Origin of the sequence: Priestia sp. HNGD-A6 (assembly GCF_045784335.1) — a bacterium.
In the GTDB taxonomy this organism is placed as follows: Bacteria; Bacillota; Bacilli; order Bacillales; family Bacillaceae_H; genus Priestia; species Priestia zanthoxyli.
Map to the genome: position 1 here is coordinate 1,004,523 of NZ_CP138621.1, position 16,041 is coordinate 1,020,563.

The 16,041-nt window shown below is 36.7% G+C and carries 13 protein-coding genes; 4 read left to right on the top strand and 9 right to left on the bottom strand.

The window, feature by feature from the left end:
- Window positions 1-8 precede the first annotated feature (8 nt).
- The gene (locus SCI76_RS05140) at window positions 9-962 is read right to left on the bottom strand and encodes an ABC transporter permease (protein ID WP_028413754.1); all 954 of its coding nucleotides are present in this window, start codon (window positions 960-962) and stop codon (window positions 9-11) included.
- A gap of 59 nt (window positions 963-1,021) precedes the next feature.
- Complete coding sequence (locus tag SCI76_RS05145) at window positions 1,022-2,560, bottom strand: ABC transporter substrate-binding protein (RefSeq protein WP_407545080.1); 1,539 nt, start codon at window positions 2,558-2,560, stop codon at window positions 1,022-1,024.
- Between the two features lie 291 nt (window positions 2,561-2,851).
- Between SCI76_RS05145 and SCI76_RS05150 the strand changes: the two genes are divergently transcribed.
- The gene (locus SCI76_RS05150) at window positions 2,852-3,598 is read left to right on the top strand and encodes a gamma-glutamyl-gamma-aminobutyrate hydrolase family protein (protein ID WP_048021418.1); all 747 of its coding nucleotides are present in this window, start codon (window positions 2,852-2,854) and stop codon (window positions 3,596-3,598) included.
- 140 nt (window positions 3,599-3,738) lie between these two features.
- Here the strand turns inward: SCI76_RS05150 and ppsA are convergent, their stop codons facing one another.
- The 3 genes from ppsA to SCI76_RS05165 form a co-directional block, all read right to left on the bottom strand.
- Entirely contained in the window at window positions 3,739-6,345 is a 2,607-nt protein-coding gene (gene ppsA, locus SCI76_RS05155; RefSeq protein WP_394557068.1) for a phosphoenolpyruvate synthase, read from the bottom strand.
- Between the two features lie 369 nt (window positions 6,346-6,714).
- The gene (locus SCI76_RS05160) at window positions 6,715-7,098 is read right to left on the bottom strand and encodes a hypothetical protein (RefSeq protein ID WP_028413758.1); all 384 of its coding nucleotides are present in this window, start codon (window positions 7,096-7,098) and stop codon (window positions 6,715-6,717) included.
- 363 nt (window positions 7,099-7,461) lie between these two features.
- Window positions 7,462-8,607, bottom strand: coding sequence for a M20 family metallopeptidase (locus SCI76_RS05165; RefSeq protein ID WP_394557067.1), 1,146 nt, complete (start codon window positions 8,605-8,607; stop codon window positions 7,462-7,464).
- A gap of 377 nt (window positions 8,608-8,984) precedes the next feature.
- Here SCI76_RS05165 and SCI76_RS05170 point away from each other — a divergent pair, with 377 nt between their 5' ends.
- Window positions 8,985-10,412, top strand: coding sequence for a YfcC family protein (locus SCI76_RS05170; RefSeq protein ID WP_407545081.1), 1,428 nt, complete (start codon window positions 8,985-8,987; stop codon window positions 10,410-10,412).
- Window positions 10,413-10,471: 59 nt separating this feature from the next.
- Window positions 10,472-12,589, top strand: a complete 2,118-nt coding sequence (locus tag SCI76_RS05175; protein ID WP_394557065.1) for a sigma-54 interaction domain-containing protein — start codon at window positions 10,472-10,474, stop codon at window positions 12,587-12,589.
- A 34-nt stretch (window positions 12,590-12,623) separates the two neighbouring features.
- Here the strand turns inward: SCI76_RS05175 and SCI76_RS05180 are convergent, their stop codons facing one another.
- The 4 genes from SCI76_RS05180 to SCI76_RS05195 form a co-directional block, all read right to left on the bottom strand.
- Window positions 12,624-13,001, bottom strand: a complete 378-nt coding sequence (locus tag SCI76_RS05180; protein ID WP_394557064.1) for an SMI1/KNR4 family protein — start codon at window positions 12,999-13,001, stop codon at window positions 12,624-12,626.
- A 13-nt stretch (window positions 13,002-13,014) separates the two neighbouring features.
- Window positions 13,015-13,530: an SMI1/KNR4 family protein gene (locus SCI76_RS05185; RefSeq protein WP_048021433.1), complete on the bottom strand. Its 516-nt coding sequence runs from the start codon at window positions 13,528-13,530 to the stop codon at window positions 13,015-13,017.
- 121 nt (window positions 13,531-13,651) lie between these two features.
- Window positions 13,652-13,984: a YolD-like family protein gene (locus tag SCI76_RS05190; protein WP_048021435.1), complete on the bottom strand. Its 333-nt coding sequence runs from the start codon at window positions 13,982-13,984 to the stop codon at window positions 13,652-13,654.
- Between the two features lie 14 nt (window positions 13,985-13,998).
- On the bottom strand, window positions 13,999-15,264 hold the full coding sequence (locus SCI76_RS05195; protein WP_048021437.1) for a DNA polymerase thumb domain-containing protein: 1,266 nt from the start codon (window positions 15,262-15,264) through the stop codon (window positions 13,999-14,001).
- A gap of 193 nt (window positions 15,265-15,457) precedes the next feature.
- Between SCI76_RS05195 and SCI76_RS05200 the strand changes: the two genes are divergently transcribed.
- The gene (locus tag SCI76_RS05200; protein WP_230684700.1) at window positions 15,458-16,021 is read left to right on the top strand and encodes a hypothetical protein; all 564 of its coding nucleotides are present in this window, start codon (window positions 15,458-15,460) and stop codon (window positions 16,019-16,021) included.
- Window positions 16,022-16,041: the final 20 nt, after the last annotated feature.

A 16,041-nucleotide genomic window follows, 5' to 3' on the forward strand; every position in this document is an offset into this window, starting at 1 on the left:
ACCCTCCTTTAATCATGATAAGAATTGCGTACACGCGGATCGATCACGGCATACAGCAAATCAACAACTAAATTGATGACCACGTAAGCAACCGTAATTAAAAGTACAGCTCCTTGAATAAGCGCGTAATCTCGGCGTTCAATTGATGAAACAATCAGCTGCCCTAATCCCGGGATGTTAAATAATGATTCTGTTACTGCCGCTCCGGTCACAAGTCCCGCAAATGATTCTCCGATAACTGTTAAAATCGGTAAAAAACTCACGCGCAGCGTATGCTTAAGCATAATTGTGCGTTCATTTAATCCTTTTGCTTTTGCCGTTTTAACAAAGTTCTCAGAAATGGTATCGAGTAAAGATGAACGCGTCATACGCGTAATTAATGCAGCTTGAATCGCTCCAAGCGTAATCGTTGGTAAAACTAAATACTTTAAGTATTCAAATAATCCGGCATTTAACGGAACGTATCCTGAAACAGGGAAAATTCGAAGCTGTACAGCAAAAAGCAAAATAAGGAATGAACCGAGAAGAAAGCTAGGAATAGAGATACCTAAAAGGCTGGCTCCCATAATGCTTTCATCACGAATCGTTCCTTTATGTTTAGCTGCATATATACCAAATAGTAAAGCAAACACCACGCCAAAAATTTGCGCAAGTATAGCTAGAGAAACCGTAGGACCTACGTTATCCCAAATTGCCCCGAGCACAGGTTTATTTAAAAAGTAGGAATAACCAAAATCTCCGTGAAAGATGTTAGATAGCCAGATAAAGTATTGATTGACAACAGGCTCATCCAATCCCATTTCTTTGCTTAGCGCTGCAATTTGTTCCGGACTTGCGCCTTGTCCTAAAATGATTGCTGCGGGACTCCCAGGCGTTAAGCGCGTAATTAAGAACACAACAATAGATACAATGAATAAAACAGGAATTAGTGCAAAAAGTCTCTTAAGTGTATAAGCTCCCATCGTAAACTCCTTTCTAAAACAGAGAGCATAAGCCCTCTGTTTATTAGAATGATAAGATATTATTTTGTTAAACTCATATTGTAGAAAATTGGACCTAAATTATACTCATAGCCTTTTGCATTGTTAGAAACGGCATTGATGTTCACTTTATGACCAATAAGCGTGAATGGAAGCTCGTCCCATACGTATTGCTGGATGGCATCAATGTCACCGCGAGCTTCTTTAACAGAAGGAGCAGCTTTAATTTTGTTTAAGTAGTCCATTGATTTTTCAACTGATGTACCTTTTGTCGTCCAGAATCCTTGGAAGATGGTAGAACGAGCATTCCAGTCAACAGGATAGATGTCCCATTGGTTTGTATCACTCATTTTATCGCTGAATGTCGCCCAGTCGTATACTTCTAATTTTACATTCATACCAATGTCTTTTAATTCTTGTTGAACCACAACAGCTGTATTGTATTGATCTTGGTAATCGCGAGACGCCATTAAGCGAATTTCTTCTCCGTTATAACTAGATTTCTTCAAATATTCTTTTGCTTTTTTCTTATCATGCTGGTTATATTCTTCTTTTCCAGCTGTACTGTAGTAGTTTGGATACTCTTTGTTCACAATGGATGAAGAAAGCTTGTAATAATCTGAGCTTCCGTAAGAACTGTCTAAGATATCTTTTGAGTTAAGAGCTGCGTTAACTGCTTTTCGCGCATTGATGTCTTTAAAGACGCCTTTATCTGCGTTGTAGAAAAGTCCCATAAATCCGCCTGGTGATGTTTCTACTTTTGCATTTTGACTGCCTTCAACTTGTTTGGCATTATCGCTTGATACAGATAGCGCAACGTCAAATTGTCCGGTTGTAATACCAGAAATCCTAGTTGACTCATCGCTTACGAAACTAATCTTAATTTCATCGACGTGAGGAGTTTTCTTAACTTCGCGGCCTTTCGAAGAATAATCTTTAAATTTTTCTAATAAAAGATATTGATTTTTCTTCCACTCTTTTACTTTATATGGACCTGTTCCTATGTAGTCTTTGATCCCTTCATCAGATGCATTGTCAACCACTTCTTTTGGTAAAATAGCTGCTGCGGGGATTGGATCAGCTAATAAAGATAGCGTGTTAACATTTGGTGATGGTAAATGAAGCTCTACCGTATAATCACCGGTTTTTGTCATTTCAGCACCAGAGAAGTTTGTTTTCCCAAGGGATGATAGCTTAATCCAGCGGTTAATAGAAGCGACAACGTCATCTGCAGTCATTTCTTTACCGTTATGGAATTTAACCCCTTTTCTTAATTGGAACGTGTATGTTTTTTTATCATCGCTAATATCTACTTTAGACGCTAAGTCAGGCTTAGGATTTCCTTTGTCGTCTAAAATCATTAACCCTTCATAGATACTGCGCGTTGCATCTTTCACATCTGAGTCCCCAGTGATTTGAGCATCTAGCGTTGCTGGCTCACTTTGAGACGCGACGTTTAGCGTTCCGCCTTCTTTTCCTTCTTTTTCACTTGAAGTATTTTTACTTGCGTTACCACTGCACCCTGCTACCATGAGGACAATGGTTAAAAGAGAGATGAAAAGTAAATAAGTCCTTTTCACTAAAATCACTCCTATTTCCTTGTATAAAATTTTAATCCGACTATAATAAGAAGAATAGTAGGAATGTGAACAATTGTAGCACTACCTTCTACCTTTGGCAATTAGTATTTTTGACACACAGAGGCTATTATACCATTTTCTATTAAATAAATATGGTATATATGTATAATAGTTGAATAAAAGAACCATTTATTTCTTATAAAGCAAGCGATTGAAAATACTTTATCAACGCAGTAAAAAAGAGAAAACATCTTAAGAAATGGTAATTTAACAAAAAAGGAGAAAACAACAGTGGGATTTTTAATTGGTATATCAGGAAGCATTATTGTGGATCAAGGAGGACGCTTTCCAGGCTATAAGCGAGCGTATGTGAATAACGACTATATCGAATCAACAGCGCTCAGCGGCGGAGTTCCTTTTATCTTGCCAGTACTAGAAGATGAAGAAATGATTAAAGCGCAGGCAGAAAGTATAGACGGGTTGATTTTATCAGGTGGACAAGACGTCAATCCCCTTTTATACGGTGAAGAACCTACAACAAAAACAGGTTCACCTTTTTTAGCACGAGATCAGTCTGAACATCTATTGTTAAAGCATGTGATTGATCAAGGAAAGCCCGTATTAGCGATTTGCCGCGGTTTACAAATTTTAAACGTTGCTTACGGCGGCACGCTTTATCAAGACATGTCAGACATTAAAGAGTCATTTATCAAACATGATCAATACAACAATACAAGCGACCCTTCTCATTCCATCATGATTAAAGACGGAACACACCTACATGACCTTTACGGTAATCAAGCTCTTATTAATTCGTTTCACCATCAAGCGATTAAAGACGTAGCGCCAGGCTTTGAAGTTTCCGCATGGGCAAAAGACGGAGTCATTGAAGCCATTGAAAAACAAGGAAATCAATTTGTAGTCGGCGTCCAGTGGCATCCAGAAATGATGGCAAAAGAACATATTTCAATGCTGAACTTGTTTAAACTGTTTATGGAGCATGTGCAGCAGACAGCTACGAAAAAAGTCAGCATTTGACGTTTCAATCTACTTTGTTACCAATATAAAAAAGGCAGGCCATTGTGGCCTGCCTTTTTGTATGAACTGAAGATGCGCAAAGAAATCTAGACAAATCTTCATCTATTAATTAGATAAAATAGTGCAAGTATTTTTGGCTTTTACAGTATTTCAATATACCCTTCTGTTCCATGTACGCGAATTCGCTGACCGTCTTTTATTAGCCGAGTAGCATTCTCTACTCCAACAACCGCTGGCAATCCGTATTCGCGGGCAATGACTGCGCCGTGAGTCATCAATCCCCCAACTTCCGTAACAAGCCCCTTTATTCCTACGAATAACGGGGTCCAGCTAGGGTCAGTAAAGGAAGTGACTAATATATCTCCATCTGATAGATTAGCTTTTTCCATGTTTAAAATGACGCGCGCGCGCCCTTCTATCACTCCGGAAGAAACCGGTAAACCTACAATTGCTTGGGGCGGGAGGTTTTCTCGTTTGTACGCACCTGTAATAATTTCACCCTGAGACGTAATCACACGCGGAGGTGTTAGCTTTTCATATAATTTGTACTCTTCTTTTCGTTTACTGATGATTTGGTAATCTAGTTTACGTGTGCGTACAACTCCTTGAAGTTCTTCAAACGTCAAATAGTATATATCTTCTGATTCATCAATAACGCGGGCTTTTACTAGCAGAGCGGCTTCTTTCAGGAGAGCCTGCTTATAAACAAAATAACGGTTAATCATCCCGTATTTGGGATATTCACGATAACCGATAAAATTTCGGAGGAGATCAATTCTTTCTTTTGTTTCTTTTGCTTTTTGTTCGCCATCGGGCAATTGCTTTAATCGACTTAATAGCTCTTTCTCTTTTTTAAAGGCTTCCTGCAAACCTTTTTCAAATTTTTGTTTGCTGGCGTTAGCCTCAAAGTTTTTAATATTACCAAGAATCACAGGGATAAGTGCAGCTGGCTTTTCGCTCCACCGAGTTTTCGTAATATCAATTTCGCCGGGACATCGCATTCCGTATTTGCTGAGATAATCATAGATAGCGTCTCGGGTTTCCTGTCCGCCTTCTAACTTAACCAGGTTCTCCGAAAAGTTATCACCTTTTACATGTTTTAAATAATGAATGACTTCTGGATAAGGGCGAATTACATCTGCGACATCCAATAGCGCCAGACCCATTTCTGAAGTAATATTGTTTGGGACGGATTGAGAAAGCGCGTCTGCTGCGTTTTTTTCACCTAACCATGTCTCCATTTTTTCATTAATCCATGATGAAGCATCCATAGCGGCCATAAACACAGCTGTACTTTGTGGATCAAATAAAATCTTCTTTAATGTCCCGATATCTTCTGAAATAAAATCGACTAATTCCGACCCTGACTTCGTTTGGATGGTTTGTTTTAGCTCTTCTATTGAAGCTTGATTCTTCTTGATCAAGTCAAAAACGATTGTAAAGTCGTTTTCGATTTGTACCTTAGGTTTCGTAGGCGGCACGCTTTTATTGCTTTTACCGGAACTTTGATCATTAGATAAAAATTTTATGAAATCTCCTCGCTCTATTATGCTTGTAAGTGCGTCTTTCATGAGCGGATCATGCTGTCCCATGGCACCTAACATCATTTTTCTGCTGTCAGGTGAAGCCAGCATAGGGGTGACATCAACAAACAACCTTCCACCGGCTGTACGCATCGGTGCATTAGTCGTTAACAGAAAAAAAGACAATCCCAGTGGTTTCATGGCATCGGTCATCATTTGTTGGTGTCCAACAGATACATACACGTGATTTTCTTGATCAGCTGCTTCAGGAATTGGATATAAAGTAGTGATTGGGCGACTTTGGACAATGTAAAATGTATCATCAGCCAAGCACCATTCAATATCTTGAGGACAATCAAAATAAGCTTCAAGCTGTCTTCCAACACGTTCTAATTGTAAAATTTGAGAGTCAGTGAGCGCTTGCGTTTTTTGCAGATCAAAATGAACTTCCTTGGTTTCTGTTCCACCTTCTTTTAATCCGTAGATAGCTACCTTTTTAGCTGCTATTTTTTTATCGACGATTTCTCCTTCTTGTACTTTATAGCAATCGGCAGATACGAAACCAGACACCAGCGCTTCTCCAAGTCCAAATCCTGCATCAATGGATAACAGCTTTCGGTTAGAAGTAATTGGGTCAGCGGTAAATAAAATACCTGAAGCCTGCGGGAAAACCATTCGTTGAACAATAACCGATGCGTGCACTTGACTATGGTCAAATCCATTTTTTATACGGTAGGTTACCGCGCGATTTGTAAACAGGGAAGCCCAGCATTTGCTAATGTGCTCAAGGATGGCTTCTTTGCCTCTGATATTTAAATAGGTGTCATGCTGACCAGCAAAAGAAGCATGTGGCAGATCTTCAGCTGTCGCACTTGAACGAACTGCATAAGCATGCTCTTCCCCAAACTGAGAGAGAGAATGAATAACTGCTTTTACAACGTCAGAAGGAATTTTTATTTCCATAATGGTTTGGCGAATTTTTTCGCTGATTTCACCAATTTGATCTCGATCATCAGCATTTAGAATCGTCAGCTGGTTCAGTAACGCTTGAAATGTTTCATTTTGTTCAAGAGCTTTTTGATACCCGGCCGCTGTCACACAAAATCCTTCCGGTACTTGTATTCCTTGAATTTTTGATAACGCGCCTAAATTTAAAGCTTTTCCTCCAACAAGTGAAAGCTGTGTATCTTTTATTTCTTGAAAGCTAAGAACTAAAGAGTTCATTCAACATCTCTCCTAACCGGTAATGTTTTATTGATTTTACCAGCAGTAAATGAGAATAAACAGTCTATATCGGCATTTTTTTATGTGGTATAATTAAAGTAGGAAGAGAAGTACATACCTTTTTGTTTGCGGTTACATATTTAAAAGTTGTAATAAATAGCTTACCTAATTGATTCGTATCCTGTTTAAAGCAGGTAAGTATATGCCTAATAACGCTTCTATTCTTCCCTCCTCGTTTGACTGCAAGAGAATTTTTTTCAATGTTTTTAATCGCTTTATCTTCTCATACAGAATGAATTTCTTTTTACCCCTTCTTTCAGCTAGTCATCTGAAGAGTCTGGCCCATCAAATGACTAACTCTCTTTTTTGCTATTTTGAAACCATAGCGTTACGAATGTATCTCTTCGCTCGCTTTCTAGCAACTGTATAAACAATCATCTGCAGTACAAGCGCCGCAAGGCTTATGAGTACGATTTGCTCAACCGAAGTAACAGGCGAAAAGTATTTTTCCCATTTTGGATCAGGAAGTCTTAACGCGTTATAAAAATATGAAGTACTAAAAGAAACGATATTTCCTAAAATAAGTGACAAATCTGCTCTAATCAGCCCGCTTAGATAAGATAGTACGACTGTAACCATGGCCATGATTATATAGTTTATTTTTGAATCATCTTCAAAATCTTTTCGTATAGATAGATAAACATATGGAATGCAATAAATGGTAAAAATTATAAAAGGAAATATTCTTCTCATATAGTAATCTCTCCAATATTTAGGATTCGACATAGTTCTCTATTATTATAAATTATTAGAGAGAGTTTTTTCCAGTTTTTTGCACATGGAGAGTGTGGAAGTACCTATACATAAAATGATTGTTTTTAGAATTGTTCCTTAAGGCAAAGTGAAAAAGCACTCACAGGAGTGCTTTTTTAAAGTATATTTACTTAAAATAATATATTTGTTTTAATTAAACATTCTTTGTTTACTAGAGAATATTGCGTTTTTATATACTACTGCTGCGCTCATAGAGTTTTAATTGTAACTGAACTTTTTCATTTTCACGCCCGGCGTACTGTTTTTCCGTTTGGCTAAAATGATTAAATTGTAGTGTAATCCTTATATTTTCAACAATAAATTAGCCAATAAAGATGAACGTTCAGCTAGCTTATCAATTTGTATATGTTCATGCGCAGCATGAATTCCTTTACCACAAGCACCTAAACCATCCAGTGTAGGAGTACCTATCGCGGCGGTGAAATTTCCATCACTGCCCCCTCCAACAGCTTCCTCTGTTAACGCTATATCTAATTCGTTAGCAATAGATTGAGCACATTCGAATAGTTCCTTTGTTTGTTCAGTTTTGACCATAGGAGGTCGATTCATCCCGCCAGTTACTTCAAGTTTGATTCCTTTTGAAAGTGGTTTTAAGTTTAAAATGATGTCCGTCACTCTTTTTGCCTCTTCTTCTGTCGAGACACGCAAATCAATATTTGCTTCTGCGTATTCGGGAACCACGTTTATTCCACTTCCTCCAGTAATTGTTCCCACATTAACAGTTGTCCCTTTTTGATAGTCAGTTAATCTTTGTAGTACTATTACTTGTTTAGCTAATTCTTCAATCGCATTTACACCGTCTTCATGATGATTACCGGCATGAGCTGCACGTCCCCATATTTTTAAGTTGAAAATCCCTGCCCCTTTACGAGAAGTTTTTAAGGCTCCTGAACCAGCCACAGCAGGCTCAGCAACGAGCACGGCTTCACTTTTTTTAGCTTCCTCTTCAATATATTTTTTAGAGGCAATCGAACCAATTTCTTCATCGGAGTTGCAAAGAAAAACAATTTTTTTATTAAGAGGAAGCTGCAATTCTTGAATTGCTTTTATTGCCCATAGAGATTGAATAATTCCCCCTTTCATATCCAAGATTCCAGGGCCAAACAACTTGTTTCCTTCTTTTTTAAGTTTAAGTCTACCTTTCTCCCAAACCGTATCAAAGTGTCCTATAATTAAAATTTGTTGTTCTCCTTTTCCCATTGTAAACTTCATGTGATTTCCCACTTTATCTTCTTTTATTACTTCATAGTGTTCCACATCTAATCGGTATTGGAACAGGTCAGTTAAATATGCACCACATTCGTCTACTAACTTTTTATTACGTGAAGGCGATTCTTTTTTTACAAATTTAATTAAATCATCTAGCATAGCTTGTTCATGTTCTTCTAAATAACTATGAATAGTTTGCGGTGTTAACAGCTTACCCAATATAATTCCTCCTCTGAGCTCTACAATATCTGTTTGGTGAGCCGTACGCGGCCTCAATTAATACCAATGCAAGAACCTTGCCAACTTTGTTTTCTTAGTAAATTTGTATATTTTTAATTTACTTTCTTTTTATAGGATGTTTTTTGTCTGGTTAATAACCTATAAATGATCCTATAAATTCTATTCTTTTAATGTAAAATACTTTAAAGGCTTAATTTAGGGGTTTAAGTATTTGGCATGCTTTTTGCATTTATTGTAAGTGTGTAAAGTAACAAAAATTTTCAGGGGTTTAAAATTCTGAATAATTAAAATCATTAGAGAGGAGCGAGCATTTTTCTGAACTGTGTACAAGTTAAATTGAAGGGGGATTTATATTTATGCAATCTACAGCTGAAAAAACAGTCCATAAACCTATTAAACGTAAGTTATTTAAACCTGACGCCTATGTCCTTTTATTTTATATTTTAATCTTCTGCACTATTGCTACGTACCTTGTTCCATCTGGAGTATTTGATCGAGTAAAAAAAGGTGACATTACCATGACCGTTCCTGGAAGCTATCACTTGGTTAAGTCCACTCCTGTTAATTTCCTTGAGATTTTTACAGCTATTCAAGCTGGAATGGTAGCTGGAGCGCCCTTAATTTTCCTTATTTTATTTACAGGTGGCGCACTAGCTGTTATTGATAAAACCGGAGCCATTGATACATTTATTCGTAATGTTATAAATTTATGTAAAGGAAGAGTTCTTCTTCTTATCATTCCTATTTGTTTAATGTTTTCTATACTAGGCACCACAGGTATCATTGTTAATTCTGTTATAGCTTTTATTCCAATAGGAGTAATGATTGCGCGTAAATTAAAATTAGATGCCATTTTTGGTGTATCTCTTATCTATCTTGGTACGTATGCAGGATGGAATGTTTCATTAATAAGTCCACAAACCTTAGGGTTATCCCAACGAATTGCGGAGCTTCCTTTGTTATCTGGGATGAGTTTTCGTATTGTGATTTATCTAACTTTTCTATTGTGTACCATATGTTATATCTATTGGTATGCACGTAAAATCAAGAAGGATATTAGCCAAAGTATTTTGGGTTTAGAACGTTTTCCTAATTCTTTAGGTATAAACGAGAACGAAATAAAAACAGAGAAATTAACATTGCAACACAAAATTGTTTTATTATTTTCAGGAGGTTCTCTATTAGCATTCATTATCTGCACACTTATCTTTAAATGGACTGAAAACGAGATGGCAGGCTTGTTTATTTTTATTGCTATAGGTGCAGGGATTATTTCTCGTATGAAAGTTAATGATATTGCTAAAACATTCATGGATGGATGTCAAAAACTTGTATATGGAGCTTTAATTGTAGGAATGGCACGCGCAGTCATTATTTTGCTTGAGCAAGGCCAACTTTTAGATACAATTGTTCATGGCCTTTCAACTCTTTTAGCGCCCCTTTCGCCAGTTACTGGAACGTTAGGTATGTTCATAGGTAGTGCCGCTATTCACTTTTTAATTTCATCTGGCTCTGGTGAATCAACGATGTTAATGCCAATACTAGTACCGCTTGCAGATTTGTTACACATTACCCGTCAAGTAGCCGTACAGTCCGTTTTGTTTGGTGAGGGAGTAGTAAACTGTATTAATCCAACATCAGGGGTTTTAATGGCTATATTGGCTACTAGTGGTATCTCATATGGTAAATGGCTGAGATTTATGATTCCTTTAACTGTCATCTGGGCTGTATTGGCTGCTATCTTTTTAACGATTGGTGTATTAATAAAATGGGGTCCTTTTTAATTCCATTTAAAATCTGATAGAATAAGAGCAAAATGCAACCGTGGGGTAAGGAGAAAAGAATGAAAAAACCTACTATACTTCTGGTGACTATCAGTAAAAAAGTATGCAAAACGTTTGAGGAAAATCTAAGGATGTTTTTTGGATCAAAAATTCGTATTGAGACATGTTATGAATCTCTAAAATTAAATAAGGAGAGGATCAATAAAGCAGATTTGGTTGTATTATCAAGCCCAGTGCTTGAAGATACTATTAAAGTCCTGAAACCGAGCATTCCTGTTATGCTTGCTAGACGATCTATCCGAATTGCGAAGTTAGAGCAACTTCTAGATTTGGCTCCTCAAACAAAAATTTTATTGGTTACTAATTATATACAGAATGTTAGGGATTCTATTGACCTTCTGCATGCGTTTGGGTTTGGTCATTTAACATTAATTCCTTATGTTCCAGGAGTTACAAATGCCAAAGAGACTCACAATATCGAGCTAGCAATTACACTTGGACAAGTTGAGTTAGTTCCTAGTCATATTAAAAAAATCATTGATTTAGAGAACCGACCGATCGATTTAACCACTATGCTCGATATTGCTCGTCTTTTAAATCTATCTTTAGAAAATGCTCATTTTTATACAGCAGAATTCTTTAGGGATTTTGTGAAAATGGGAAGGAATTTATCATTATCTATTCAGAATGAGAAAGAGTTAACGCAGAAATTAGAATCTGTTTTAAATGCAGTGCACGAAGGAATTATAGGACTAGATGAAAAAGGATTCATTACATTAATTAATGAAGATGCTCATCGAATTCTACAACTCCCTTCTATAAATTATATTGGAAAGCATTACAATGAGGTTATACCTAATTTTCAGATAAGTGAAAATTTAAACGAGCAGAAAGAACAACTAAATAGCATATTTCAAATAAATAACCGATCGTTGCTAGTGTCAAAAGTCCCCTTAACCGTTAATCAAAAACTTACAGGACTGGTCATTACGTTTCAAGATGTTACGAGAGTTCAAAGAATGGAACAAGAAATTAGACGAAAAAGTACAGAACTGGGTCTAACAACTAAATACTCATTTGATAATATTATTGGAAATAGCCATTTAATTGTATCCGCCAAACAGAAAGCAAATCGTTTAGCTCAAAGTGACTATACAGTTTTAATTACTGGAGAGAATGGGACAGGAAAAGAAGTCTTTGCCCAAGCTATACATAATGATTCTGAAAGAAAAGATGGACCGTTTGTAGCAGTAAACTTTGCAGGATTAACCGAGACTTTAATCGAAAGTGAATTGTTTGGTTATGAGGGTGGAGCATTTACAGGTGCTAAAAAGGAAGGCAAAATGGGATTGTTTGAATTAGCTCATAATGGAACTATTTTTATGGACGAAATTGGAGACGCCTCTTTAAGTATTCAAGCATCCCTTTTACGAGTCCTTCAGGAACGACAGGTAATGCGTGTAGGCGGTCATAAAGTTATACCAATTAATGTACGAGTAATTGCTGCAACCAATAAAAACTTACAGGAAATGATTAAGGAAGGTACGTTTCGAGAAGATTTATATTTTCGACTCAACGTCTTACCACTAAACATTCCGCCACTTCGAGAAAGAAAAGAGGATTTATTCATATTAATAGATTTCTTTTTTAAGCTAAATAAAAAATGTTTAACATTCGATTCAATTGTTAAAAATTTTTTAATAAATTATAATTGGCCAGGCAATATACGTGAACTCGAAAATTTCATTCGCTATTTAATAGTTATCGTCGAAGGTAATACAGTAACTAAAAATCACTTGCCAGATCAAATTTTGACATCACAAAGGACTTCTACTTCTAATTTAGCAAATGATTCATTTTCGGAGATTGAAGAAGCTCTTCTCTTTTTAAAAAATGGAAAGTTCATAGAAGATTATAAATCTATACTAAAAATACTAAAGGTTTGTAAAAAAAAGGGCTTAAGTATAGGAAGAGGAGTTATACAAGAAATGCTCCCCCATTTTCTTTCTGATTCACAATTGAGGCATCGGTTATCTATGTTAAATAAGGTTAACTGTATTAAAGTCGGAAAGAGAAAACAAGGAACAGAGATTACAGAATTAGGTATAGAAGTACTAAGTCAATTTGAAAATTTGATGACTGCTAATGAAAAAAAGGCAGTTACTCTTTTGGAGTAACTGCCTTTTCGGTAAGTATTTAACTAACCCACAATTAAGTAACACCTTCTACAAACTCTTTCAGAGAATCATATATTTCTAAAGCGTCCCATTCACCCATACCATGTTCAGCTGTGAAAACTGGATAATCTTCATTCGCTATATCAATAAAAAGCGGGTCACCGCCGATTTCTTCATCATACCCTATGACAAACCAGCTTTCTTGCCAATCTCCTTCTTGATTCCCTATAAGGAAATTGGCTTCTAGATCTTCTCTATAGCCTAATTGTCCATCTAAAAACTCGCTTTTAAGATAGATATAATAAGGAGTAGAAAGAATTTCTCCCACTTCATCTTCAAATTCTACTTTCACCGACGTACCTGGAAGTGCTTTAAGAATTTTATAGATTTTCTCTATATCCGGCTTTATCATTTGCTTCTCCCCTTTAATGATCTGTATGATTTATCGTGGCCATTACCCATTCTTCTAAGCTGTCTGCTATTACTTCGCGCTGTTCCCAATCGTGCCAAAAGGTGATAATTTGGCCGACTTTTCCTCCTTCAGCCGGATCCAAGTCTATACAAATATCATCTCCTCCCCCATTCGTGGCAATCGAAATCCAACGCGGGTTCCACCACAATTCTTTTTTCACTGGTCCAACAGGTTCTACTTCTGGAAAATCTTCAAATTCTCCTCCGTCTAAAAGCTCTTTTAAGGTTTGCCACGTATAAAGAATCTCCTCTAGAGGTAATAGAGTATAATTTTCAATAACTCCTATATACTCATCGCTCTGTCCATTATGTATCATTAACCAGTCTTTAAGGTTTTGGGGGAAGGTTAGTCCCACCTTTTGTTCAACCGCTGCAATTTCTGATTCAGCAGCTGCTTCGTTAAGTGTTCCTACTGCTTCTGGACGATTTATTCTCAACCACTGTTCAAATTCATGCCAAACCTGCTTCATTTTAAAGGCCTCCTTATATAACATCACTAAATGAATCTATGAAAAATGATTCTGTACTTTTTAAGCTTATACTAATTATGTATGGAAATCTTATGTAAATAAACTGTTTTATTACTTTCTACTACATGAAACGAATATCAATTAGCTCGCTTAACCTCATTTTATTTGCCTGGTTACCCCCCTCATCTATAAAAACAAATAATCCTCCTAGAGAATCAACGAACTGAATAACTCCTGTTTCTGTTATACACTGCCCATGCTTGTAATACGTCAGGTACACTTTTTTATGTGTATGAAGCGCTTCAATCAAAGTGAAATTAATCTGTTCCATTTGATCTTCTGTTAAAAAAGGTTGTGGTATTTCTGCTTGTTTTTTTATAATTTCCTGTAATCCTTTGTATTGCTCTGGCATAGTGGCGAACGGTCGCCATTTTTTCATTCCTCTGTTCTGCATAGCAGCTTCCTCCTTTATGCTTTATGACCTCCTAGAAGGCCGTTTCGATAACGAGCCGTTGAATGATCGAGATAGCTTGAGGCCCGTAGAACGCTATTCTTTCCATAACGAAGACGAATGTCATCGATCGTTTTTGCAAGTGCATAGGCTCTTTCCCGCTGATCAATATCCTCAAATAAGCTCATTTGTTCTTCTTCTTGAATGCGTGTGTTCGCCAAGGAAATCCCAATGGAACGAATCGGCATTCCGCTATCATGTGTATGTAAGATGGTTAAACAATACGGAAAGATATCTTGGCTTAAATTCGAAGCTCTCCTCATTTTCTTTTGTCTTGAGAAGCCTCCACCTGTTCGTTTGCTGTAACCAATGGATAAATGAACAGTCTGAGCCACTACTTGATGCATGCGTAAACGAAAACATACATCGTCTAATAGCTCCAACAGCAATAACTCCACTTCTTTTCGGTTTGTATAATCATGGAATAGAATCTGACTTTTTCCAAATGAACGAGAGCTAGGAATGTACACATCAGAAATGCGACTGTAATCAATCCCATTCGCGTGTTGATGCAACTCTTCACCCAGAATGCCAAATTCTTTTTGTAACATCTCCTTTGAAGAAAGAGCGAGTTCTTTGATGGTGTGAATGCCTAACCGTTGTAAGCGTCTTTCCGTAGCAGACGAAATTCCCCAGAAATCCTTCATCGGATGAATGGACCACAGCTTAAAGGGAATATCCTCATATCGCCAATAAGCAACTCCTGTTGGGCTATTCTTAGCCTCATGATCTAAGCTCACTTTTGCCAGTAAGAGATTGGGACCGATGCCTGCGGTAGCTGTCAGCCGTGTCTTACGGTAAATCTCGTTGATGATTTTATGAGCTAATTCTTCTGGTGTTTTAGCGAATAAATGCAACGAAGCTGTCGCATCAATAAACAACTCATCAATGCTGTACGCATGAAAATCTTCAGGAGCCACATACTGTAACACCAAACTAGAAATATAGTTCGAAGCTTTGATATACCTCTCCATAGATGGATTCACGACATGGATATCTTTTCTTTTAGGAATGTCGAAAAGACGACTTCCTGTTTTGATTCCTTTTTTCTTTAATAAAGGTGTGGCAGCTAACACAACCGATCCAGACCGTTTGATATCTCCTACCACCGCAAGCTTTGTTTTCAGCGGATCTAACCCCCGTATGACAGAAGAAACTGAAGCAAAAAATGCTTTCATGTCGATGCATATAATGACTCTGTTTGGTAGCTGGGCATAATCCATTGAAAGAACTCCTTAGATAAAGAACGTTTGTTCTCTATTATATACGAACAAACGTTCTTTATTCAATGGAAATTCTAAATTTTTCCCGATTATTGCTATCACTTGCATAGAATTTATTGTTACATTAACAGAAGTAACTACTACATAACGTAATAGTAAGAGTTCAAAAAGACTAAACCCTAAAGGGGGATAAATGTTGAAAAAAGAATATTTTGTGCAATATTCAGACCAAAGTATAATTGATAGTTTTGACTTTCCAGAAGATAAATTTGTATCTATTACTGTAGGGATTAGGGACATTAATCATGATCTAATCATCTCTTTAGTTCGAAAAATGTTTGGTTTACCTGTTTTTTTTGTTTTAGACTCAATGCTCTCTGGACATGGAAAAGAAACATTGATTAAAAATAAAATTCCTTTTTATGAGCATTCATTAGATGGTGCTATTATTAAAGTTGATTCTGAAGAAAAATTGAGCCATGTTAGTGGATTAGCAGAAGAATTAGTTAATAATGGGCTGAGTATATTCATTTTCTACGGAGAAGGTATTGTAGAGCAGGATTTAATTCCTTCGAGACAATGGAATAAACCTATAGAATTTAAAAATGTCGATATAGATAAAGTCGATACATTTGTGGATGTGGAAGAGGTTGGATTTACGATATTCAGTAAGAGTGATCTATTTAACTCACCTGGAAAAGTCCAAAATTATATACCTCGTAGCTACTCACTTGATATTAATAGCAGCGATATTTAACATTTCTAAATTAAAAGGAG